The sequence below is a fragment of the Streptomyces camelliae genome (assembly GCF_027625935.1).
GTDB classification, from domain to species: Bacteria; Actinomycetota; Actinomycetes; order Streptomycetales; family Streptomycetaceae; genus Streptomyces; species Streptomyces camelliae.
In genome coordinates this window covers 5,989,200-6,010,349 of sequence record NZ_CP115300.1, presented here as the reverse complement: position 1 = coordinate 6,010,349, position 21,150 = coordinate 5,989,200, and the positions used below count along the sequence as shown (strand labels likewise).

General features: G+C 70.5%; 18 protein-coding genes, 1 tRNA gene and 1 pseudogene. 5 read left to right on the top strand and 15 right to left on the bottom strand.

Annotation, left to right across the window (positions count from 1 at the left end):
- Positions 1 to 139 precede the first annotated feature (139 nt).
- Positions 140 to 1,156 (bottom strand): hypothetical protein, encoded by a 1,017-nt coding sequence (locus O1G22_RS27535; protein ID WP_270083774.1) that lies wholly within the window; start codon positions 1,154 to 1,156, stop codon positions 140 to 142.
- On the opposite strand from O1G22_RS27535, the gene O1G22_RS27530 reads away from it, so the two are divergent.
- Together O1G22_RS27530 and O1G22_RS27525 are read left to right on the top strand one after the other, a co-directional pair.
- Positions 1,149 to 2,329 (top strand): IS3 family transposase gene (locus O1G22_RS27530; RefSeq protein WP_270083773.1). Its coding sequence is split into 2 segments (ribosomal slippage): positions 1,149 to 1,433 and positions 1,436 to 2,329, totalling 1,179 coding nucleotides; the frame shifts between segments, so codons are not numbered across the junction. The two genes, O1G22_RS27535 and O1G22_RS27530, sit on opposite strands and share 8 nt — an antisense overlap.
- Before the next feature lie 1,257 nt (positions 2,330 to 3,586).
- Positions 3,587 to 4,126 (top strand): annotated as a pseudogene (locus O1G22_RS27525) (transposase family protein); the annotation flags it as partial.
- Positions 4,127 to 4,483: 357 nt separating this feature from the next.
- Here O1G22_RS27525 and O1G22_RS27520 read toward each other — a convergent pair.
- The 4 genes from O1G22_RS27520 to O1G22_RS27505 all read right to left on the bottom strand — a co-directional run bounded on the left by O1G22_RS27520 (position 4,484) and on the right by O1G22_RS27505 (position 11,090).
- Positions 4,484 to 5,890 carry a Cys-Gln thioester bond-forming surface protein gene (locus O1G22_RS27520; RefSeq protein WP_270083772.1) on the bottom strand — a complete coding sequence of 469 codons (1,407 nt, stop codon included), beginning with the start codon at positions 5,888 to 5,890 and terminating at the stop codon, positions 4,484 to 4,486.
- A 261-nt stretch (positions 5,891 to 6,151) separates the two neighbouring features.
- Positions 6,152 to 6,640 carry a single-stranded DNA-binding protein gene (locus tag O1G22_RS27515; protein ID WP_270083771.1) on the bottom strand — a complete coding sequence of 163 codons (489 nt, stop codon included), beginning with the start codon at positions 6,638 to 6,640 and terminating at the stop codon, positions 6,152 to 6,154.
- 277 nt (positions 6,641 to 6,917) lie between these two features.
- Positions 6,918 to 8,843: a YfjP family GTPase gene (locus O1G22_RS27510; protein WP_428986512.1), complete on the bottom strand. Its 1,926-nt coding sequence runs from the start codon at positions 8,841 to 8,843 to the stop codon at positions 6,918 to 6,920.
- Between the two features lie 639 nt (positions 8,844 to 9,482).
- The gene (locus tag O1G22_RS27505; RefSeq protein WP_270083770.1) at positions 9,483 to 11,090 is read right to left on the bottom strand and encodes a dynamin family protein; all 1,608 of its coding nucleotides are present in this window, start codon (positions 11,088 to 11,090) and stop codon (positions 9,483 to 9,485) included.
- Positions 11,091 to 11,363: 273 nt separating this feature from the next.
- Here O1G22_RS27505 and O1G22_RS27500 point away from each other — a divergent pair.
- Positions 11,364 to 11,436: transfer RNA gene (locus O1G22_RS27500), tRNA-Arg, on the top strand.
- 180 nt (positions 11,437 to 11,616) lie between these two features.
- On the opposite strand, the gene O1G22_RS27495 is transcribed toward O1G22_RS27500, so the two are convergent.
- Positions 11,617 to 11,721, bottom strand: a complete 105-nt coding sequence (locus tag O1G22_RS27495; protein WP_270083769.1) for an integrase — start codon at positions 11,719 to 11,721, stop codon at positions 11,617 to 11,619.
- A gap of 452 nt (positions 11,722 to 12,173) precedes the next feature.
- Positions 12,174 to 12,314 (bottom strand): hypothetical protein, encoded by a 141-nt coding sequence (locus O1G22_RS27490; protein WP_270083768.1) that lies wholly within the window; start codon positions 12,312 to 12,314, stop codon positions 12,174 to 12,176.
- Between the two features lie 380 nt (positions 12,315 to 12,694).
- Here O1G22_RS27490 and O1G22_RS27485 point away from each other — a divergent pair, with 380 nt between their 5' ends.
- Positions 12,695 to 13,069: a hypothetical protein gene (locus tag O1G22_RS27485; RefSeq protein ID WP_270083767.1), complete on the top strand. Its 375-nt coding sequence runs from the start codon at positions 12,695 to 12,697 to the stop codon at positions 13,067 to 13,069.
- 249 nt (positions 13,070 to 13,318) lie between these two features.
- On the opposite strand, the gene O1G22_RS27480 is transcribed toward O1G22_RS27485, so the two are convergent.
- Positions 13,319 to 13,615, bottom strand: a complete 297-nt coding sequence (locus O1G22_RS27480; protein WP_270083766.1) for a GYD domain-containing protein — start codon at positions 13,613 to 13,615, stop codon at positions 13,319 to 13,321.
- 870 nt (positions 13,616 to 14,485) lie between these two features.
- Here O1G22_RS27480 and O1G22_RS27475 point away from each other — a divergent pair.
- Entirely contained in the window at positions 14,486 to 14,746 is a 261-nt protein-coding gene (locus O1G22_RS27475) for a hypothetical protein (protein ID WP_270083765.1), read from the top strand.
- A gap of 69 nt (positions 14,747 to 14,815) precedes the next feature.
- Here the strand turns inward: O1G22_RS27475 and O1G22_RS27470 are convergent, their stop codons facing one another.
- The 7 genes from O1G22_RS27470 to O1G22_RS27440 form a co-directional block, all read right to left on the bottom strand.
- Complete coding sequence (locus tag O1G22_RS27470; RefSeq protein WP_270083764.1) at positions 14,816 to 15,337, bottom strand: SRPBCC family protein; 522 nt, start codon at positions 15,335 to 15,337, stop codon at positions 14,816 to 14,818.
- A gap of 63 nt (positions 15,338 to 15,400) precedes the next feature.
- Positions 15,401 to 16,096, bottom strand: a complete 696-nt coding sequence (locus tag O1G22_RS27465) for a 4'-phosphopantetheinyl transferase family protein (RefSeq protein WP_270083763.1) — start codon at positions 16,094 to 16,096, stop codon at positions 15,401 to 15,403.
- Between the two features lie 95 nt (positions 16,097 to 16,191).
- Positions 16,192 to 18,021 (bottom strand): ATP-binding protein, encoded by a 1,830-nt coding sequence (locus O1G22_RS27460; protein ID WP_270083762.1) that lies wholly within the window; start codon positions 18,019 to 18,021, stop codon positions 16,192 to 16,194.
- Positions 18,022 to 18,058: 37 nt separating this feature from the next.
- Positions 18,059 to 18,226: a hypothetical protein gene (locus tag O1G22_RS27455; protein ID WP_270083761.1), complete on the bottom strand. Its 168-nt coding sequence runs from the start codon at positions 18,224 to 18,226 to the stop codon at positions 18,059 to 18,061.
- Between the two features lie 49 nt (positions 18,227 to 18,275).
- Positions 18,276 to 18,485: an acyl-CoA carboxylase subunit epsilon gene (locus O1G22_RS27450; protein ID WP_225096438.1), complete on the bottom strand. Its 210-nt coding sequence runs from the start codon at positions 18,483 to 18,485 to the stop codon at positions 18,276 to 18,278.
- Between the two features lie 43 nt (positions 18,486 to 18,528).
- A complete protein-coding gene (locus O1G22_RS27445) occupies positions 18,529 to 20,073 on the bottom strand; it encodes an acyl-CoA carboxylase subunit beta (protein WP_270083760.1) in 1,545 nt (514 codons plus the stop codon).
- A 36-nt stretch (positions 20,074 to 20,109) separates the two neighbouring features.
- Entirely contained in the window at positions 20,110 to 21,090 is a 981-nt protein-coding gene (locus O1G22_RS27440) for an ACP S-malonyltransferase (RefSeq protein WP_270083759.1), read from the bottom strand.
- Positions 21,091 to 21,150: the final 60 nt, after the last annotated feature.

Here is a 21,150-nt window from a genome sequence, read left to right as displayed (position 1 = left end):
TGTGTCCTGCTTTCCGTTAAGCGAGGGACAGTCAAGGTCAGTGTGGTACGCGGACCGGTTGTTCCCGATGCGTACATAGACAGGGCTCATAGGGCTTCCTCAATTGCTGGTGCAAGGGTCGGTAGACACGGCTCTTTACTCAGGCAGAGGCTCCGCTCTGTCCGTCGAACGGTGACGAGATGTGTCCAATGGGCGTGGGGCCGTCGGCTGCGACGTCGCAGTTCCCGGCTTTCGAGGCATCTGCCGCATATCCGTACGCGGTTTCCACGGTCGCGTTCTCTTGGTCAATATCATGGTTTGCCCCCTTCACGTCTTCGGAGGCTGCCGATGAGGCCCCGAACACAGCGCGCTGGACATCGCTTGGTGACGGGTTGCTTCCGTCGCCCGCATAACTCGGTTCAACCTTGAGCAGCGCCTGAAGATCACTGCTGAGTTTGGTGGCTTCGTCGTGCAGCGTGGACAGGTCGGTGGTAATGCCCTGCAGGTCCCCTGAGAAGCTTGAAGCATCGCCAGAGACACCAGAGGCGTCTCCGCTGACGCCTGAAGCATCGCCGCACACGCTGCTGTTGTCCGTACCGCTTCTTGCCTCCGTGAGCACGTTCTGCTCATCGGTGTGCTCGCTCGTGAGGTCGGTTTCCGCGCTGGTGACGTCATTACCCAAGTTAGTCAAGTCGCTGCCCAGACTGGACTCATCGGCGCTCACGGCCTGGTAGTCCTTGGCCACCGTCTGCACTGCGCCGGCCTGGCTCTCGGCGAGGTTCTCCTGGGCATTTGCCTGGCTGACCGAGCCCTTCAGCTTGGCGAGAGCTACGTTGTACTCGCCGTCGGAGGCTCGGTGATAGGTCAACGGCCGGATGGTGCCATCACGGGTGACGACGTTTATGGTCAGCGTGTCACCGGACAGGACGCCGTGGGCGCTGTTCCCCATATATGACAGCGTGACTGTGGAGGCGTTGAGCCGCCCGTCGAAGTTGCTTCTGCTGATGGACACTTGCTCGTTCGGAACGCTGCCCGTGACGGTGGCATCCAACCCAGTGCCTTGAAACGTGCCCATCGCATCCGACTGCCACTCCAGATAGTCGGGACTGCTGCAGGGTTTGGTGACACCTGACCTGGCTTGCTGAGAAGCGGCCTGGAAGGATGTTGCAGTGCCCAAGCCGTATCCGAAGGAGTTCCGCAAGGACGTCGTGCGGGTCGCGCGCAACCGCGAGCCCGGCGTCACGCTGGAACAGATCGCCGCCGACTTCGGCGTCCACCCGATCACGTTGTCGAAGTGGCTGCGCCGCGCCGAGACCGATGAGGGCGTCAGGCCCGCAACGACGTCGGGTGAGTCGGCCGAGCTGCGCGAGGCCCGCAAGCGAATCCGGTTGCTGGAGCAGGAGAACGAGGTGCTCAGAAGGGCTGCGGCGTATCTGTCGCAGGCGAACCTGCCGGCAAAATGATGTACCCGCTCGTCCGCGAGCTGGCCGCCGCCGATGCCCCTTACCGGGTGCCGGTGGCGGTGACGTGCCGGGTGCTCGGGCTGGCCCGCCAGCCCTACTACCGGTGGCTGGCCCGGCCCGCCACCGACGCCGAACTGACCGAGGCATACCGGGCCAACGCCCTGTTCGACGCGCACCGCGACGATCCCGAGTTCGGGCACCGCTTCCTTCTCGACGAGGCCCGCGCCGCTGGTGAGGTGATGGCAGAGCGGACCGCCTGGCGGATCTGCCGGGACAACGGCTGGTGGAGTGCCTTCGGCAAACGCAGGGGCCGCGGGAAGAACGCCAAAGCCGGGCCACCAGTCCACGATGACCTGGTACGGCGGAACTTCACCGCGGACGGGCCGAACCGGTTGTGGCTCACGGACATCACCGAGCACGCGACCGGCGAGGGCAAGCTGTATCTGTGCGCGGTCAAGGACGTGTACTCCGGCCGTATCGTGGGCTATTCCATCGACGCCCGGATGAAGTCCCGCCTCGCGGTGGCCGCGCTGGAGTCCGCCGTCGCCCGCCGCGGCCCCGCTGCTGAATGCATCGTGCACTCCGACCGCGGATCGCAATTCCGCTCCCGCAAGGTTGCCGCAGCCCTCACCCGGCACGGCCTGGTCGGCTCAATGGGCCGGGTCGGGGCCGCCGGCGACAACGCCGCAATGGAGAGCTTCTTCGCACTGCTGCAGAAGAACGTCCTCGACCGCCGCGTCTGGGCCACCCGCCAGGAGTTGCGGATCGCGATCGTCACCTGGATCGAGCGGACCTACCACCGGCGCCGACGGCAACGACGCCTGGGCCGATTGACCCCCGTCGAGTACGAGACCATCATGACCCCACCCGCAGCTGTGGCTGCATAAACCCCGCTGTCACCCGATCATGCAGCAGTCCCGTCGACTTCGCTTCCGTCTGCGTAGAGATAGCCGACTGTGCCGGGTACGTTCGCGGGCGTTGGCGTTATGCCCCTGGCGGCAATGTTCGGGAGACTACTGGTCTTATGCGAGCCGCTGCTGCAACCGGCGAGCGTGCAGGCAAGAAGAACGTACAGCGAAGCGATCGCTGAACGCCGTGCAGGTTTCATGGGCGAAGCGTGCCCGACATGTGACGGTCTGTAAAGATGCTTCAGGTGTCAACTCACGCTCTTAGAGGTGATCGCCAGGTCTGCGGTGGCACTGTGGGAACTGGAACGCAGGCACTGGCGGTTGGCGGACTCCCGTGCTGCGCCGCCGTACAGCAGGCACGGGGCACGTCTCGGTCGGAGGGCACGGCGTGTACGCGGCACAGCAACATCTGGAACGGGTGGCGCAACGGACGCTCGTCGATAAGGCAGGCCGCGCCACCCTCAGCGTGCTCGATTTCCATGACACGGTGGTTGCTGGACACGCCCCAGACTCCTCGGAGTACGTCCGGGCCTGGCGAGCTGCCCGCCAGGCCCGGACAGCCTTGATCGAAGAGATGCGGATTCATCTACAGCGAACCTGAGACGCTGGGTAGAGCCGGACTCTCAGCTCGGGAAGCTGCGATCCTTCGGGGGCGGATCGGGCACTGACCTGGGCGAACGGTCAGGGCGGGCCTCATAGGGCTTGACCGCGTTCACCGTGATTCCCCGCTGTTCCCGTCCGATCTGGTGCGCTCGTGGTGCGAGCCGCACAGTGTCAGAGGTTGTGCTCGTAGGGGCGCGTTGTCAGTGCGCATGGCTAAGGTCTCAGACGCGCGGCCGGCTTCCGAGGTGTCCAGCTCTAAAGAGCAGCTGCATCCCCGGCTCTGTCTGGGGGCGGCCCGGGTACAGTCCGGGACCTAACCAACGGTCGGGCTTCGTCGATGGCCAAGGAGAGACCTGCCTGCGTCGGCCGCGCACTGAGTACGGCACTACCGCAGGAGCAGGCCCACGCTTTCCAACTGAGGTGATGGCTCTGAGGGCCTCGGACGGGGGCGTTCATGGGCGACCGATCCTATGGGGCGGCTACCGCCTCCGGTCCCGTCTGAACGGTCAACGACGTTGAATGAGCTTCTTCGAGCTGGCCACCGATCAGGTGACGGTCCACGAAGCGCAACGAGCGAGGCCCCCGAGCTGTTGATCGAGATGTCTGACGACTCAACCACGATGCTCGGGGGCCTCGTTGGTCATCCACCTGCTCGCCGAACGTGCGCCGGGTCTGCTGAAGGTCCTGCGCGAGGCCGATGTGGACTTCGTCCTACTGGACGGCACTCTCGCCGAGTGCGACCGGGTCGGTGACAGCCGGGCCGACTCCTCCCACAAGCACCGTCGGCACGGCGTGAACGTGCAGGTGGTCACCGATCCGGACGGCCGACTGCTGTGGCTGTCACCCGCATTGCCGGGCCGAGCTCACGACCTGACCGCTGCCCGCACCCACCGGATCATCCGCATCTGCGAGCGCCAGGGCGTCCCCATCCTGGCCGATCTCGCCTACCAGGGCGGCGGCCCCTGAGTTTGTACCGCCATCAAACGCAGGGCCTTGCAGGAACTCACCCCCACCGAGAAGACCGTCAACCGGGCCCTGGCCGCGGCACGGGCATCGGTCGAGCGCGGCGTGGCGTGCCTGAAGGCATGGCGGATCTTCCGCAGATCCCGATGCGATCCAATCCGCATGACGTCAATCGCCAAAGCCGTCCTCGCCCTGGAGCGGCAACGCTGAAGAAGCTCATTCAACGAAATACGGGCAGACTTCGTTCGGCTTTGGCAGCGTTGGGAAGGTATGCGCGCCGTGATGCGCGCCGACCTCGGCCTCGGAAGCCCGGCCGGCGAGCCACCCGCAATCGGTTCCTGAAGCGCTCCTCCCCCGCCGACGGCCCACAGACGGGCCAAGCTGCCCAACACGGCCCCTCATCGGCAAGGAAACTGCTGGTGAGGGGCCTTTTCATGCCCTCCCCTGGCAAGTAACACCCCATCTTGCCGTACGGCCGCCCCTGGGCGGAAAACCGTTAGGTGGCTGACGCCTGACCTGGGGCTTCGTGGCTGGTGAGGGTGGCTGGTCCGGCGCTGTCGGGGATGGTCATGAGTCGTTCCGCTGTTCGCGCTGGCGCAGGATCACCAGGACCGCGCCGCCGATGACGACCAAGCCGATGGCCGCGCCGGCGATCAGGGGGGTGATCGCGGAGCCGCCTGTCGCGGCGAGGTTGGTGTCGGGGGCCGTGGTGCCGCCGATCGTGGCGGGGCGGGGGTCGTTGTGGATCCTGGCCTGCTCGGTCGTGATCGCGCCCTGGGTCTTGCAGTCGAGGACACCGGTGAAGCGGTGGGCGAAGCCGTTCGGGCCGGTGATCGTGAAGTCGTAGGCCTGGTCCTCCTGGAGCGGGACCGTCACCGTGCGGGTGGCGCCCGCCGGGATGGTGTGCTCGGCGCCCATCAGCTCGAAGGTGAAGGGCTTGTCCCCGCTGTTGGACGCGGTGATGTCCACGCCGTCCTTGGCGCAGTTCTTGCGCGCCGACACCGCCGGTATCGCGCCCTCGGCCGCCCAGTTGGCACTCGCGGTCGCGGACACCGTGGACTCGCTGGAACCGGCCAGGATCTGGGTCTGGCTGCGGCTGTCGGAGGTGAAGGCACGGCCCGTCGGGACGGTGGTGGATGCTTGCACGGTCAGCTGGGCCGTGCCGTCCGCCGCGTCCTCGGGGATGTCGAAGTACAGCCGGCTGCCGTTCTTCGCGGTCGTCATCACCTTGCCGGTCTTGTCGATGATCCGCACCCCGGTGGTCGCCGCGTCCGCCGGCCCGCTGACCGCGACACCGGACGCGTTGGTGTGCACCGTCACCGGGCCCAGCAGATCGCCCGGCCGGCCGGAGACCGCCGGCGGGTCCAGGGTGAGGGAGGCCTGCGGCTCGGCGAGGTCGCGGGCGCTCTTCTCCAGGTAGTCGGCGAGTTTCTCGGCCTGCGGATCGACGGCGTCGACCTTCGCACCGTCGGAGTAGCGCCAGATCGCCACCTGGGTGCCGGCCGCCGCGTCCTGCTCGGTGAGGTTGCCGGCGCCCGCCTTGCGGGCCAGCGCGGCGAGGTCGTTGACCTGGGGGTAGGAGTTCTGCAGGATCCAGCGGATCTTGCCGGCCTTCTTGTTGGTGCCCAGCGAGGTGCCGCTCCAGGGTGTCTCCTGGTAGTGGGCGTCGCGCTGGGTGGGGTTGTGCAGGTCGACGCAGTACGTCTGCAGGGTTCCGCCGCCGTCGACGGACATCTCGAACAGGCCCGCCGCCACCCGCTGTTCGCCGCCGGCCTCGTGGACCACGGCCTCGCCGTAGGTCTTCAGGCCGTTGATCGTGGCCGTCGCGCCGCCCTCGGCCTGCGATATCCCCTCGGCCACGGCCGTGCCGGCGCCGGACAGCACACCGGCCGCCGCGATGCCGGACACCGTCGCGGCGGCGGCCAGGCGGGCCACGAGGGCGGACCGGCGGAACCCAGAGAACGCAGGAAGCACAGAATTCCCCTTCGAGCAGGACCCGTTGGACGTGGGGGACGGTCCCACCAGCAGAATCGGCGGCCCCGAGGGGCATGCCCGGCATCTTATGGATCACGCGGAGCCTCTCCTGCCGGTCGGATGATCCGATGGCCGATCCGATCCGGAATCGTTATCGCCGGGACCGTCCATGAGCTGCGCATATCGACAAATCCACCGGTTCGGGCGGGGTGTTGGGTGGTCGGACGGCGTCCCCACACCTGCCGGGGCCGACCACCGACATCACGTCACCAACGCCGGCTCCCGCGTCCGTTGGGGCCGCGGCTGTTCAGCGGCTTCGGCCGCGGGGTCCGCCGGGCGCGGTGTCTCCCAGTTCGGCTCCGGCCTCGGTGCCGTCGGCTGCGTCTCCGGCCTGGCCGCGCGCTGGAAGGCCGCCGTACCGCGCGAGAGGTCGTGGCCGATCGCCACGGCGTCGATGTCGGCGGAGGCCCACTGCTGCTGCCCGTCACGCACCTCCGTGCGCACCTTCAGCCGGCCCTGGACGACGACGGGCTGGCCCACCTCCACCGACGCCTTCACGTTGACCGCGAGCTGCCGGTTCGCCCACACCGTGAAGAAGTTGGTGTGCCCGTCCGTCCAGGCGCTCTTCTCCCGGTCCCAGTAGCGGGCGGTCACCGCCAGCCGGAACCGGACCGAGGGGCCCGCCGCCAGCTCCCGGTACACCGGCTGGGTCGCCACGTTCCCCACCACGCAGACGATGGTCTCGTTCATGTCCTCGCTCCCCTCCCCCGCCCGGCGCGCTCCGGCCGGCGGGCGGCACGCGTACGGGCCCGCCCCGTACGGCTGTGTCTGGTACGTCCGGCGACCGCACCGCGATCGCCGCCACCCCCAGACTGCCGCCGCCGGGCCGGGCCCGCTGAGCTCTGTGGACGACCACCCCACCTGTGGAAAACTCCGTCACCCGGACGAGTGATCCTCGTCCACAGCTCCCTCACTCACACCCCGGAGCAGGGGAAACGCCGTTCACCCCACGTCAATGGACACCCCCTCACCCGACCCCCACCCCGGTCCGCATCACCCGCCCGTACTGCTCGCGCACCTCCCGGTAGCGCAACAGCTCCGCCGCCACCGGATCCAGCACCCGGGCCCGGCCGCAGCCCGCGGCTGCCTCCCGCAGGCGCCGTTCCGCGTCCTGGCCGTAGCGCCGGGCCGGGCCTCTCGCGGCCATCCGGCAGCCCCACTCCACCAGCGGCCCGCCGATGATCCCGCACACCATCAGCAGCACCGGAATCCCCAGGTTGGGCGCCATGACACCGGCGATCTGGCCCGTCAGCCACAGGCCGCCCACGACCTGCAACAGCGTCATCGCCGCCTGCACCAGCACCGCCGCCGGCCACCACCCCGGCCGCGGCGGGCGCCCCGGCGGCAGACCAGCCCGCCCGGCCAGCTCGTCCAGCGCCTCGGACAGCCCCTGGGAGCCGCGTACGGCCGCCTCGCGCACCGCCTGCGCCCAGGGCGTCGGCAGCCCGGCCGAGGCCCGGTCGGACACCGTACGGACCGCCTGTTCCACGCGCTGGCGAGCCGTGGCCTCCTCGTCGGTCTGGGTTCGCACCAGGTGGCGGCCCGTGGCGGACTCGCCGCGGCGCCGGTACCAGTGCCACAGCCGCAGCCAGGGCGTGCCGCAGGCCCGGTTGGCGTTGCGCAGCCAGGCGCGTTCGGCGGCATCGCCCGCCGCGGTGGCGCCCACCGCGTCCGCGAGCCGCGCGGCGAACTCCTCGCGCGCGTCCTCGCTCAGGCCTGCCCGGTGCCCGGTCACGTAGACGGGCCGTAGTTCGGCCGCGGCGGCGTCGACGTCGGCCGCGACCCGGCGGGCCGCCGCGCCGCGCTCCGCCACGAACTGACCGAGCGACTCGCGCAGTTCGTCGACGCCCTCGCCGGTGAGCGCGGACAGCGCCAGCACGGTGGCGCCGGGTTCGCCGTGCTCGCCGAGGGCGATGCCGTCCTCGTCCAGCAGCCGCCGCAGATCGTCGAGGACCTGGTCGGCGGCCTCGCCGGGGAGCCGGTCGACCTGGTTGAGGACGACGAACATGATCTCCGCGTGGCCGGCCATGGGCCGCAGATAGCGCTCGTGCAGCACGGCGTCGGCGTACTTCTCCGGGTCGACCACCCAGATCATCGCGTCGACCAGCTTCAGGATCCGGTCGACCTGCTTGCGGTGCTCCACGGCGGCGGAGTCGTGGTCGGGCAGGTCGACCAGGACCAGCCCGCGCAACTGCGCCTCGGCCTCCGGGCTCTGCAGCGGACGGCGGCGCAGCCGGCCCGGGATACCGAGGCGGTCGATGAGGCTCGCGGCGCCGTCGCTCCAGCTGCACGCGATGGGCGCGGCCGTGGTCGGACGCCGTACCCCGGTCTCCGAAATGGCCACTCCGGCGAGGGCGTTGAACAGCTGTGACTTGCCGCTGCCGGTCGCGCCCGCGATGGCGACGACGGTGTGGCGGCCGGACAGCTTGCGACGGGCGGCGGCCTCGTCCAGGACCCGGCCGGCCTCGGCGAGGGTGTGGCTGTCCAGCCGGGTGCGGGAGAGCCCGACCAGTTCGCGCAGGGCGTCCAGGCGGGAGCGCAGCGGGCCGTCGTACGCGAGCGGGGCGGGGGTCTGGTGGCCCGGGCCGCGGCCCGCTCCGTCCAGCACGGAGGCGCGTTCGGCGGCGAGGGCGGCGGCGGTGGCCTCCGTGACCCGTCGGGCGATGAGCCCGTCGTCCCACGCCTCGGCCGACTCCGCCGCGTCCGGTGAGTCTGATGAGTCTGGTGAGTCTGGTGAGTCCTGATGTGAGTCCTGTGGATCTGGTGAATCTCGTGGGTCTAGTGAATCCGGTGAGTCCGGTGAGTCCGCCGAATGCGGCAATCTGGCTGACTCGGCCGAACCGGCCGACTTCGGCGATCCGAGCGACTTCGGCGATCCGGCCCGTTCAGGCAACCCGACTGATCCAACCGCTCCAACGGCTCCAACGGCTCCAACCGATTCGGCGGGTCGGACCGATTCGGCCGATCGGACCGACTCGGCCGCCCCGGGGCCGGGTTCGGCCTCCGTGGCGGGCTCGCGGGGGGTGAGGCCGACGGGGGTACGGGGGTGCGGGGGCGGGAGTGGGAGCGGGAGCGGGCGCGTGGGGACGGCGGCCTGATCCGGGGTCTTCGACAGGCTCGGACGCCAGGCCGGGTCCGAGGTCGGGAGCCAGGTCGGGGCCAGGTCCGGACGTCGCGACAGGTCAGGGCGGGCGCCATCGCCGGTTTCCGGGTCCTCGTCCTCCTCGCCCCCCTCGTCCTCCTCATAGCCGTCGTGCTCGTAGATGTCGTGCTCGTAGATGTCGTTGTCGTACAGGGTGTCCATGGCGTCCCGCACGCGCGCGTACGGCTCACTCACCGCGTTCTCGGCCCCGGCCCCAGCCCTGGTATCCGTACTGTCCGCACCGGCGCGGCGGTCCCCCACGGTGTCCGTGCCCTCGCCCTGCTCCACGCGGCCGTTGCTGTCGTACTCCATGCCGTACTCCATGCGCTCCATGCGCCCCATGTGGTCGGTGTGATCCGTGTGGTCCTGGTCAGTGACGGCGGTCACCGGTCACCTCTCCTTCTGCAGTACGGACAGCGCGGCGATGAGCTCGGCCTGGGGCTCGGGATGGACGTCGAGGGCGTCGAGCGGGGCGAGGCGCCGCTCGCGTTCGGCGTGCAGGACGCGGTCCACGTGGTCATCCAGAAGCCGGCCGGCCCGGTCGCGCAGCCGCAGCGCGCCATGGGCGCCGAGCCGCTCGGCAAGCCCCTCGCCGGCGGTGCGCGCCCGGCGCCCGCCCAGCAGCGCGGTGGCGACCAGGGCGGCGACCGCCTCCGGATCGGGGGTGGTGGAGCGCTCCAGGTCGCGCGACTCCTCCTCGGCGTACTCCTCCAGCTCGCGCCGCCAGCGCCGTACGGCGATACCGATGCGGTGCTCCGCGCTCTCCACGGTGGACTCGCCGGCGGTGAGGGCCGGGTCGGCTCCGGCGGGCTCGCGCCGCCAGGCGTCGTCGACGCGCTCGTCCGCTGCGGTGACGGAGCAGAGCAGCAGGGCGGCCAGGCTCTCGACGAGCGCGTCGAGGAGTTCCCCGGCGGTGCAGTCCAGCGGGAAGGCGCGCCAGCGCTTGAGGGCGTCTCCGGCGAGTACGGCACCGGCCTGGAGTCGGCTGTGCACGCGCGCGTGCTCGCTGTCGTAGGCGGAGTCGACGGCGGACGTGAGCCTGAGGGCGGCGGCGTACTGTGCGGCAGCCGCGCCGGCCAGCTCGGGCATGCGGAACTTGAGCGAGTCGAGCAGGCCGTAGGCGGTACGGGCCATGACGTGCTGTCGGGCGGCGGGCTCCTGGGCGTGGTGGACGAGCCAGTTCTTCAGGGGCGCGACGGCCGTGGCGGGCAGCAGTCCGGCGCCCCAGGCCGACTCGGGCAGCTCGGGCACGGTGAAGCGGGGTACGTCGCCGAGCCCGGCCTTGGTGAGCAGGGCGCCGTACTGCCGGGAGACCTCGGAGACGACCTGGTGGGGGACCCGGTCCAGGACGGTCACGAGGGCGGCGTCGTACTCCTTGGCGGTGCGCAGCAGGTGCCAGGGGACGGCGTCGGCGTAGCGGGCGGCCGTCGTCACCATGATCCAGATGTCGGCGGCGCAGATCAGCTGGGCGGCGAGGACCCGGTTGTCGGCGATGAGGGAGTCGACGTCGGGGGCGTCGAGGAGGGCGAGTCCGCGCGGGAGGGTCTCGGCGGTCTCGACGCGCAGCACGCGCGCGGGGTGCGCGCCGGGCAGCAGGAGGTCGTCGGCGGCCTCCTGCTGGGCCGACCACACGCGCGTGAGATCGGGCAGCACGCGCATGCCGCTGAACCAGTGATGATCCTCCGGATGACAGACGAGGACCGGCGTCCGGGTCGTCGGCCGCAGCACGCCGGCCTCACTGACCTTGCGGCCGACCAGGGAGTTGACGAGCGTCGACTTGCCGGCGCCGGTGGAACCGCCGACGACGGCCAGCAAGGGCGCCTCGGGTTCCCTCAGGCGGGGTACCAGGTAGTCGTCGAGTTGCGCGAGGAGTTCGTCGCGGTTGGCACGCGCGCGTGGCGCTCCGGCCAGGGGCAGCGGAAAGCGAGCGGCGGCGACACGGTCGCGCAGCGCGGAGAGTGTGTCGAGCAGCTGAGGCCGTACGTCCAAGGTCACCACATGCGAAGAATGCCCAATTTTAGGGGAATTCTGAAGCATATGGACATGTCTGCGTGCCGACCGAGTGGAACGGACAGAAGGGACTACTGGGACGCAGGCACAGTCCAGGCATAACGAGTGCACAACACCCGGTGCGTCGGACGCCAAAAGCGGTGCACGATTCGTACCTGCCTGCGATTATCAGGACCGCTTCACCGAACCTCCACATCGAGCCACGGAGGCGAAGCGACAGGGTCGAGGAACAGGGAGCTTTATCCTTGGTCCCGCCACCAGGCCCCCGTAGCTCAGTGGATAGAGCAGGCGCCTTCTAAGCGCTTGGCCGCAGGTTCGAGTCCTGCCGGGGGCGCACGCGCACAGCCCTCCCTCTGGGAGGGCTTTTTGCTGGTCAGGGTGGGGTGGGGGGTCGGCACGGGTGCGCCTCGGGTGCCGTCTTGGTGATCAAGGGCTGAGCCCGGGGTTGTCCGGCTGTGACCGTCGTTTCGCGGGTGGCCGTGTCGGATGCGTGTCGACGTTCTGGACCTGAGGATCAGCCGGCCGGGTGCTGCTCGGAGAGATCACCGTCAGCTTCAAGCCGCTTCTTCAGGTCGGGCAGCTGCCCGTGGATGCAGCGGGCGTAGGTGGCCAGGAGCACGGCGACACTGTTCCCGGCCCACTCCGGGACCTGGGCGGGCGGGATGCCGTCGTTGAGCCACTTGGTCAGGCGCGTGTTCCGGTTGTCGTACGTCAGCCGCCTGGTGGGCGACTCGGGGACGTGCGGGGGCCGTACGAGCTTCTGCGCGCTGCGCCACGCCCGACGGATGACGGATCCGGCGAGGATGCCGCCGAGCTCACCTTGGAACGGCAGATCACCCAGCTGGAGCTGTTCGTCCCCGATGACCTGCCGCAGGATGAGCGTCAGGGCAGGATGCCCCGCGCGGTGCGCACCTCACCCTCCACACGGCCTTTCGGGTCGCGTTGTTCGTGGATCTCCCCGGTGTCGGTCCACTGCTTGCCAAGCTTCGAGTCGCCGTGTGGATCAGCAGCTCGCACCGCTGGTCATCGGCGTCGGGCTCGGGCAGGGTCTCACGTCCTCCATACATATGGCTACGGCCTCCTCGGGCCGGGGCCGCAGTAGTACAGCGTGGCGAAGAAGGCGTAGAGCCGCTTGCCGCCGCGCGGCCAACGTCGTATCCAGTCGAGGATCGTCGCCGCCTGCTCGGGAGTCAGCAGGGACCGCTTGTCCACAGCGTGGTCTTCGTGGCGGCCGTCGAGTCCAGGATCCGCCGGTTGCACTTCCAGGCGGCATCCGCGAACCGACGTGGCTCAGGGGTCTCTTCTGAGCCACCCCCCTTGGTCGCGAGGTCTCCATACCGAGACAGCAGACCGCCCCAACTCTCCGCAACGCACGGGCAGCCACTGACAACGCCCGTGCACCACAGGTGCGCCAGATAAGGCGAGGAACAGCGGGGAGTTGGGAAAACGGCCCGGCCATACGAGGTGGCAGACCCACCCTTCGCCCAGGTCATCGCCCCAGCTGCACTCAAAATGCCTCAACTTCCCAAGCTGGGATACCCCGCGCCAGCGGCCGCAGCCTCCCCCACCGGTCCACGTGACATGCTCTCCACATGGCTGATTCACCATGGGCAGCACTCTCTTCGGTGGAGCGCGATCTGATGGTCAGCGCCAGCGAGGCGTGGGGCATCCTTGCCTACGCGACGAGTGGCAAGGACGAAGACGGCCACGCTGTCGATCTTCCGTCCATTGTGCTCGGCCTCGTCGACCACGGCTGGGCGCACGTCCATCGAATTGAGCGCGCACCGGACGGACAGGCAGGCGCGGCGTACGGTCCGCCGATACCCCGCGCGGAGATCCCTGAGGTCCTCAAGGACCCGGCGATCTGGGACGACCCTGACGATCCGGATTGGATCGGCGCAGTCACGCTGTCAGCCACGGAGACGTGGCGAGCGCTCGATCGGCAGCACGGGTACACCGCCGAATAGTTGCAGCGAGCGCCGCGTTTCCGTCGCATTCAGCCTCGTTCAGCCTCGTTCATGGCCGCTCGGACGAGACCCCGAGCCGTCCCCGCGTCGGCGGCCAGCCGACCATGGACGCAGGTGAACGTCCCTGCACGTCGCGCCGCAAGCCACCAACAGACCTGGAAAGCGTGCGCCTGCACTCGTCAGCTCCCCGCCGCAGGTCGCCTTGCCCTTCGGTGTGCGCTGAACGTCCAGATATGCGCGTGGTGGTCGTCAGCCGGCCGCCTTGGCGATGATGTGCTCCATCTCCTCTGTGCCGAAGGCCCGCAGAGTCGTGGAACGGACGTTGCCCACCCCGTCGAGCTGCAGAAGTGCCGCCGCCCCTGTTTCGTCGTCGGGCGCCTCAACAATGGCCACGAGGTCGTACGGACCGACGGTCCAGTAGATGCTCACGAGCTTCGCACCGAGTTTTTGTACCGCTGAGGCGAAGCTCTCGGCGCGCTTCGCGGTGTCCTTGTAGTTCCGGATCCCTTGATCAGTCCAGCTCAGCAACGCGACGTACGTCGGCATGATCTTCCACCTCCACCAGGGGACACATCGCGAGTTCAAGCCTGGGCACCCGGGCCGGAACCTGCGCGAGATACGCACCCGAACGAGCAGGGCGGGCGACCTCAGGTGTCGAGGGGCCGGCTGACATCCACGACTCCCGATGCGGGTGCCGCGGGTCGAACCCTGCCGGGGTCTTTGCCGATGCCCTACGGCTGCAGTCGTGTAGCGCCCTGAAGCCCTGACACCCGGTTGGCCTCACAGCGTCACACCTTGGACAGGCCCGGAATGCCGGTTATCTGAGCTATCGGTACGTTCATCGCAGGTCGGTCGTCCGTCCGGCCGACGCACATGAGAAAGAGAGAAGTGCCCATGCCCTCGCGTGCTTTCGCTGTGGTCGGCGCCGGAGTAGGCGCGACCGTCCTTGCAGCCGCCGGCATCACCTACGCCTCGACCGTCGAGTCCACCCCGGCCTCCCCCTCTGTCCACCGGGCAGCCCAACCGCTCCACCACCCCGCCCAACCGGCCCACCACCCGGCCCAACCGGCCCCCCACGCCGCCCAGCCTGCGCAGCACGCCGCATCAGCAGCTTCTGCCGCTTCTGCCGCTTCTGCCGCTTCTGCCGCAGCTCCTTCGGGCGCCAAGAACGGGGGCGGAGGCGGGGGCGGAAACCGGGGCCGCGACGAAGGGGGCCGTGACGGCGGTGGGCGCGACGGCGGCGGTGGACGCGACGGCGGCGGTGGACGCGACGGTGAGGGTGGACGCGACGGCGGTGGTTGGCGCGACGGCGGTGGACGTCACGGCGGCGGTGGACGCGGTCACGGCCACAGAAGATTCGGAAGGATCTTCATCAACGAACGTTCGTTCCCCGGCTCCATCGAGGGGTGCATCACCGTGGCCAGCGGACTGGGCGCGAAGAGCTTCAATGTGCTCAATGAAAGCAGGAGGACCGTCGAGGTCTTCCGGGGCTTCAACTGCGACGGGGGCGCTCCGGTCGCCATCGTGGGACCCCGCAGCGCGACCTTCGGCGTGAAGCCCCATGGCCACGACGGCGAATTCGGCTCCGACCGTGACGGCGACGGCGACGGCAAATTCGGTCACCACGGCGTCGTGGGCAGCTTCCGGGTGATCTGCGACGACGACGGGTGGTGGTGACAGCACCACCCGACGCACGGAAGGAAGTCCCCGGACCGGACACCGGCCGGGGACTTCCCCATCCACCCCTCAGGGCAGCGGAACTCCCTCCGCCTCCGCCTTCACCCCGGCCAGGGTCCGCTCGATGCCCGTGCGCAGCAGGGCGAGGCGGCCGTCGATGATCTGTTCCTCGCGGTCCGGGTACCGCTCGACGACCTCGTGCATGGGGCCGTGGGCCGAGCCGAAGCGCATGCCGTGTCGCAGGCGGGTGCCGGAGCCGTCGGTGAGCGGTTCCAGGGTGTACGTCCAGACGGCCAGCGGTTCGCCGTGGCGGCGGTCGTTGTAGTGGACGACCTCCCACTCGAAGACGCGCTGCTCCGCCATCCGCGCGACCCGGCTGACCGTGCGCCACTCCCCCAGCCCGCTGTTGCGGTTGCGGCCGGAGAAGCAGGCGCCGACCGCGGGGCCCTCGGCCCCGTCGAGCCACTCCACCTCCTGCAGTTCCGGGCTGTGCCGGGCCGAGGTGGAGATGTCCGAGACCAGCTCCCACACCCGCTGCGGCGCGGCCGCGATCTCGGTCACGCACTCCACACGGGCATCGGCGAGACGCATCGTTTCTTCCTCCTGGACGTCGTTGGTTGAAAAAGAGACAGGATGGGCACAGGGCGCTGCGGATCAGGCCGCCGGTGGCTGGGCAGATTTCCAGGCCGCGGCCGCCTCCGCCACCACCGCGGTCGCGATCACGCCATCGGCGACCCGCCAGTGGCCCGAGACCACGGTGAACGGGCCCGGCCGCCGCACCTCGGCCGTGACACCACCGGAGGAGCCGTCGCCGTTCACCTGGAACGCCACCTCCGCCTCCAGGAAGCCGAGTTCGGTGTGGGCCAGCGGGTACCACGCCTTGAAGACCGCCTCCTTCACACAGAACAGCACGCGTCCCCAGTGCACCCGCGGCCAGCCGTCGGCCAGCATCGCCACATGCGCGCGCTCGGCGGGGCTCGCGACCATGTCCAGCACATCCGGGGAGAGCGGGGCGTGCGGCTCGGCGTCGATGCCGAGTCCGGCCAGGCCCGTCTCGGGGCGGGCCACCACCGCCGCCCGGTAGCCCGCGCAGTGCGTCATCGAGCCCACGACACCCGCAGGCCAGCGCGGTTCTCCCCGCGGACCCGGCAGCACGGGCACCGGCCCGAAGCCGAGCACCCGCAGCGCGCGCCGGGCGCACACCCGCACCCCGGCGAAGTCCCGCCGCCGTTTGGCCCCCGCGCCCGCCATGAGCCGCGCCTCGGCGGGCAGCAGCGCTCCCCACCACTCCTCGTCCCCGTGTCCGAACACCTCCGCCGCCGCCACCCGGGGCGGGAGCAGTGAGGCCATCAATCCCGCGCCATCATCGGGGAGTTGAGGTCCGGTCGGCGACGGGCGCAGCAGTACAGCAGTCTGTTGATACGTCTGGTACGTCGTCATCGCCGTCACGCCCTGATCGCGCAGATCGCGGCGTCGGCGGTGAGTGCCGCGCCGGGCCGGACCAGGAGGTCGGCGACCGTGCCTGCCTTGTGGGCGGTGATGGGCTGCTCCATCTTCATCGCCTCCAGGACGACGACGAGGTCACCGGCGGCGACCGTCGCGCCCTCCTCCACGGCGACCTTGACGATCGTGCCCTGCATCGGCGAGGTGAGCGTGTCGCCCGAGACGGCGGAGCCAGTACCGCGGCCGCCGGGGCGGCGCCTGGCCTGACGCGCGCCACCGAGCGCCGTACGCGCCCCTGCCACGCCCGGCGCCGTGCGCCCCCACGGCATGCCCGGTGCCGTACGCGCCCGCGGCACACCCAGCGAGGCGGGGACCCGGACCTCGATCCGCCTGCCGCCGACCTCGACCGCCAGGGTCTCGCGGCCGTCCGGCCCTTCCTCCCCGCCCTCCGCCGCGGGGACGAAGGGCTTGATCTCGTTGACGAACTCGGTCTCGATCCAGCGGGTGTGGACCGTGAAGGGGCCGTCCGAGCCGGTGAGTTCGGGGGCGAACGCCGGGTCCTTCACGACCGCGCGGTGGAAGGGGATGGCGGTGGCCATGCCCTCGACCTGGAACTCGTCCAGGGCGCGGGCGGCCCGCTGAAGGGCCTCCTCGCGGGTACGGCCGGTCACGATCAGCTTGGCCAGCAGGGAGTCCCACGCCGGGCCGATCACGCTGCCGGACTCCACGCCCGCGTCCAGGCGGACACCGGGGCCCGAGGGGGCGTCGAACCTCGTCACCGTGCCGGGGGCGGGGAGGAAGTTGCGGCCCGGGTCCTCGCCGTTGATGCGGAACTCGAAGGAGTGGCCGCGCAAGGGCGGGTCGTCGTAGCCCAGTTCCTCGCCGTCGGCGATGCGGAACATCTCGCGGACCAGGTCGATGCCCGCGACCTCCTCGGTCACCGGGTGCTCCACCTGCAGGCGGGTGTTGACCTCCAGGAAGGAGATCGTGCCGTCCTGCCCGACCAGGAACTCACAGGTGCCCGCACCCTCGTAGCCGGCCTCCCGCAGGATGGCCTTCGAGGCGCGGTACAGCTCGGCGACCTGCTCCTCGGACAGGAACGGCGCCGGGGCCTCCTCGACCAGCTTCTGGTGGCGGCGCTGCAGCGAGCAGTCACGCGTCGATACGACGACCACGTTGCCGTGCTTGTCCGCCAGGCACTGGGTCTCCACGTGCCGGGGACGGTCCAGGTAGCGCTCCACGAAGCACTCGCCCCGGCCGAAGGCCGCCACGGCCTCGCGGACCGCCGACTCGTACAGCTCCGGGACCTCCTCCAGGGTGCGGGCGACCTTCAGGCCCCGCCCGCCACCACCGAAGGCCGCCTTGATCGCGATCGGCAGGCCGTGCTGCTCGGCGAACGCCACGACCTCCTCGGCACCCGAGACGGGGTCCGGGGTACCGGCCACCAGCGGGGCGCCGGCACGCTGGGCGATGTGCCGGGCGGCGACCTTGTCACCCAGGTCACGGATCGCCTGCGGCGGCGGACCGATCCAGACCAGACCCGCGTCCAGCACCGCCTGCGCGAAGTCGGCATTCTCCGACAGGAAGCCGTAGCCGGGGTGGATCGCGTCCGCACCGGACTCACGCGCAGCGTTCAGGACCTTCTCGATGTCCAGGTAGCTGGTCGCCGGTGTGTCACCGCCCAGGGCGAACGCCTCGTCGGCCGCGCGGACGTGCAGCGCGTCCCGGTCCGGGTCGGCGTATACGGCCACGCTCGCGATCCCGGCGTCCCGGCAGGCCCGCGCGACCCGGACCGCGATCTCGCCGCGATTGGCGATCAGTACTTTGCGCACCGCGCCTCCGCTGCCGATGAGAGTGGCTTCAGCGGTCTCAGTCGATCCCGCGCTGGATGTGCGGCTCATCGCCACCGTCCTCCTCTCCTGCCAGCAGCGCACGCGGCGGCGAGGGCCGCTCCGTGGGCTGGTTCCGCGTTCCGCCGCGCGTCGCGTCGCCACGGTGTGTTCCGGCCATGTCCATCTCCTCCAACTCCCCCTCCATGACGCTCCCTTGGGATGTACTCGTCCGGGATGTACTCGTCTCCCCCGCGCTAGCGCCGCCAGCCGATGGGGCGGTACGAAGCGTGGCGCTCCGGGCGGTCCCACAGGGGGACGGGCGGGGCGGCGGGGGTGCCCGGGCCGGCGATCATGGCCCTGGAGAGCAACGCCACGGTCAGGGCGGCGAGTTCGTCGTCGGAGGGCAGGCCGCGTTCCACGCGGACCAGGGGGGCCGGGGCGGTGCGCTCGATGGCTGTGGTCACCTGGATCAGCTCCGTTCGGGTGGGGCGGGCAGGACTGGTGGGGTCACTGGGGCGGGTTGCCGTGCTTGCGCGAGGGCAGCTCGGCGTGCTTGGTCCGCAGCATCTGCAGGGAGCGGATCAGCACCTCGCGGGTCTCGGCGGGGTCGATCACGTCGTCCACCAGGCCCCGCTCGGCCGCGTAGTACGGGTGCATCAGCTCGGCCTTGTACTCCTTGACCATGCGGGCCCGCATCGCCTCGGGGTCGTCGGCGCCGGCGATCTGGCGCCGGAAGATGACGTTCGCGGCGCCCTCGGCGCCCATCACCGCGATCTCGTTGGTAGGCCAGGCGTACGACAGGTCGGCGCCCACGGAACGGGAGTCCATGACGATGTAGGCACCGCCGTACGCCTTGCGCAGGATGAGCTGGATGCGGGGGACGGTGGCGTTGCAGTACGCGTACAGCAGCTTGGCGCCGTGCCGGATGATGCCGCCGTGTTCCTGGTCGACGCCGGGCAGGAAGCCGGGGACGTCGAGGAGTGTCACGAGCGGGATGTTGAAGGCGTCGCACATCTGGACGAAGCGGGCGGCCTTCTCGGACGCGTTGATGTCGAGGACGCCGGCCAGCGACTGGGGCTGGTTGGCCACGATGCCGACGGTCTGGCCGTCGAGGCGGGCCAGGGCGACGATGACGTTGCCGGCCCAGCGCTCGTGGATCTCCAGAAAGTCGCCGTCGTCGACGAGCGACTCGATCACCGCGCGCATGTCGTAGGGGCGGTTGCCGTCGGCGGGGACCAGGTCGAGGAGTTCCTCGCAGCGCCGGTCGGCCGGGTCGTCGGGCGCCGTCGCCGGGGGCCTCTCGCGGTTGTTCTGCGGGAGCAGCGAGAGGAGGTAGCGGACCTCGGCGAGGCAGGTCTCCTCGTCGTCGTACGCGAAGTGGCACACGCCGGACGTCTCGGCGTGCACGTCGGCGCCGCCCAGGCCGTTCTGGCTGATCTCCTCGCCGGTCACGGCCTTGACCACGTCCGGGCCGGTGATGAACATCTGCGAGGTCTCGCGGACCATGAACACGAAGTCCGTGAGGGCCGGGCTGTACGCCGCGCCGCCCGCGCACGGGCCCAGCATCACGCTGATCTGCGGGATCACGCCGGACGCCTTGGTGTTGCGCTGGAAGATGCCGCCGTAGCCGGCGAGGGCGGTGACGCCTTCCTGGATGCGGGCGCCGGCACCGTCGTTCAGGGAGACCAGGGGCGCGCCGGCCGCGATGGCCATGTCCATGATCTTGTGGATCTTCTCGGCGTGGGCCTCGCCGAGCGCGCCGCCGAAGATGCGGAAGTCGTGGGCGTAGACGAAGACCGTACGGCCTTCCACCGTGCCCCAGCCGGTGATCACACCGTCCGTGTGCGGCTTCTTGGCCTCCAGGCCGAACCCGGTCGCCCGGTGCCGGCGCAGCTGCTCGACCTCCTGGAAGGACCCCGGGTCCAGGAGCAGCTCGATCCGCTCCCGGGCCGTCAACTTGCCTTTGTCACGCTGTCGTTGGGTGGCGGCCGGGTCCGGGCCCTCGGCGATCTCGCGCCGGAGACTCGCCAGCTCCTCGACACCACTACGCATCGGATCCTCCGTTGTCGTCCGCACAGGCCGTCGTCGTCATCGCGCGCCCACCAGCTCGCGCTCCTCCGGCATGCCCGCCACCGCGGGCAGGCCGCTCCCGGCGGCCTCGGCCAGTACGCGGTCGAGGTCTTCCGGGACGCCCAGCGCGACGGCGCGCGCCTCGGGGCGGGCCCGCTGGAGCAGGCGGGTGAGCGGTCCCGCCGGTGCCAGCTCGATGTGCAGGGCGCCGGGGGCCCGGCGGGCTATCGCCTGCGCGCACAGGTCCCAGCGGACCGGCGAGGTGATCTGGGTGATCAGCCGGCGCCGCAGGTCCTCCGGGCCGGCGACCGGCTCGCCCTCTCCGTTGCCCAGCAGCGCCGAGGCGGGCTCCGCGAGCCGTACGTCCTGGATGGCGCGGGCGAACTGTGCCACCGCGGGTGCCATGGCCTCGGTGTGGAAGGCGCCGGCGACGGCGAGCGGCGAGACCCGGATGCCCGGCGGCGGCGCGTCGGCGAGGGCCTCGACCCGGTCGGCCGGTCCCGCCGCCACGAACTGGTGGCTGCCGTTGAAGTTGGCCACCGTAAGGCCTGCCGTACCGACGGCGGCGACGATCTCCTCGTCCGAGGCGGGGTTCCGCCTGGCCGGCATCACCGCGGCCATGCCGGTCGGCGCCACCGCGCACGCCGCCGACATCGCCGCGCCGCGCACCCGGGCGAGGGCGACCGCGTCCCGGGGGCTGAGGTAGCCCGCGCCCGCCGCCGCGGCCAGCTCGCCGACCGAGTGGCCCGCGAACAGCACCTCATCGGCGGCCGACGGCAGCCTGTCGCGCAGCAGTTGGTGGGCCAGCAGGGACGCGGCGACGATCAGGGGCTGGGCGTAGGCCGTGTCGGCCAGCAGGGCCTCGTCACGGCCGGCCTCGACCAGGTCGAAGCCCGCGGCCCGCGACCAGTCGGCGACGAGGGCGGGTGCCCCGGGGACGGCGTCCAGCCAGGGATCGAGCATCCCGGGCCGCTGGACTCCCTGTCCCGGGGCGGTCACGACATAGTGGTACACCACCGGATCCTCCGTTTCGGAAATCTTCGGAAATCTTCGGGAATC

Bases quoted from the DNA above. Each gene is read 5' to 3' on its own strand.
- O1G22_RS27485 (WP_270083767.1), top strand. From the start codon at position 12,695: ATGGCTGATTCACCATGGGCAGCACTCTCTTCGGTGGAGCGCGATCTG.
- O1G22_RS27470 (WP_270083764.1), bottom strand. From the start codon at position 15,337: ATGCGTCTCGCCGATGCCCGTGTGGAGTGCGTGACCGAGATCGCGGCC.
- O1G22_RS27455 (WP_270083761.1), bottom strand. From the start codon at position 18,226: ATGGAGGGGGAGTTGGAGGAGATGGACATGGCCGGAACACACCGTGGC.
- O1G22_RS27465 (WP_270083763.1), bottom strand. From the start codon at position 16,096: ATGGCCTCACTGCTCCCGCCCCGGGTGGCGGCGGCGGAGGTGTTCGGA.
- O1G22_RS27515 (WP_270083771.1), bottom strand. From the start codon at position 6,640: ATGAACGAGACCATCGTCTGCGTGGTGGGGAACGTGGCGACCCAGCCG.
- O1G22_RS27480 (WP_270083766.1), bottom strand. From the start codon at position 13,615: ATGCCGACGTACGTCGCGTTGCTGAGCTGGACTGATCAAGGGATCCGG.
- O1G22_RS27445 (WP_270083760.1), bottom strand. From the start codon at position 20,073: ATGCGTAGTGGTGTCGAGGAGCTGGCGAGTCTCCGGCGCGAGATCGCC.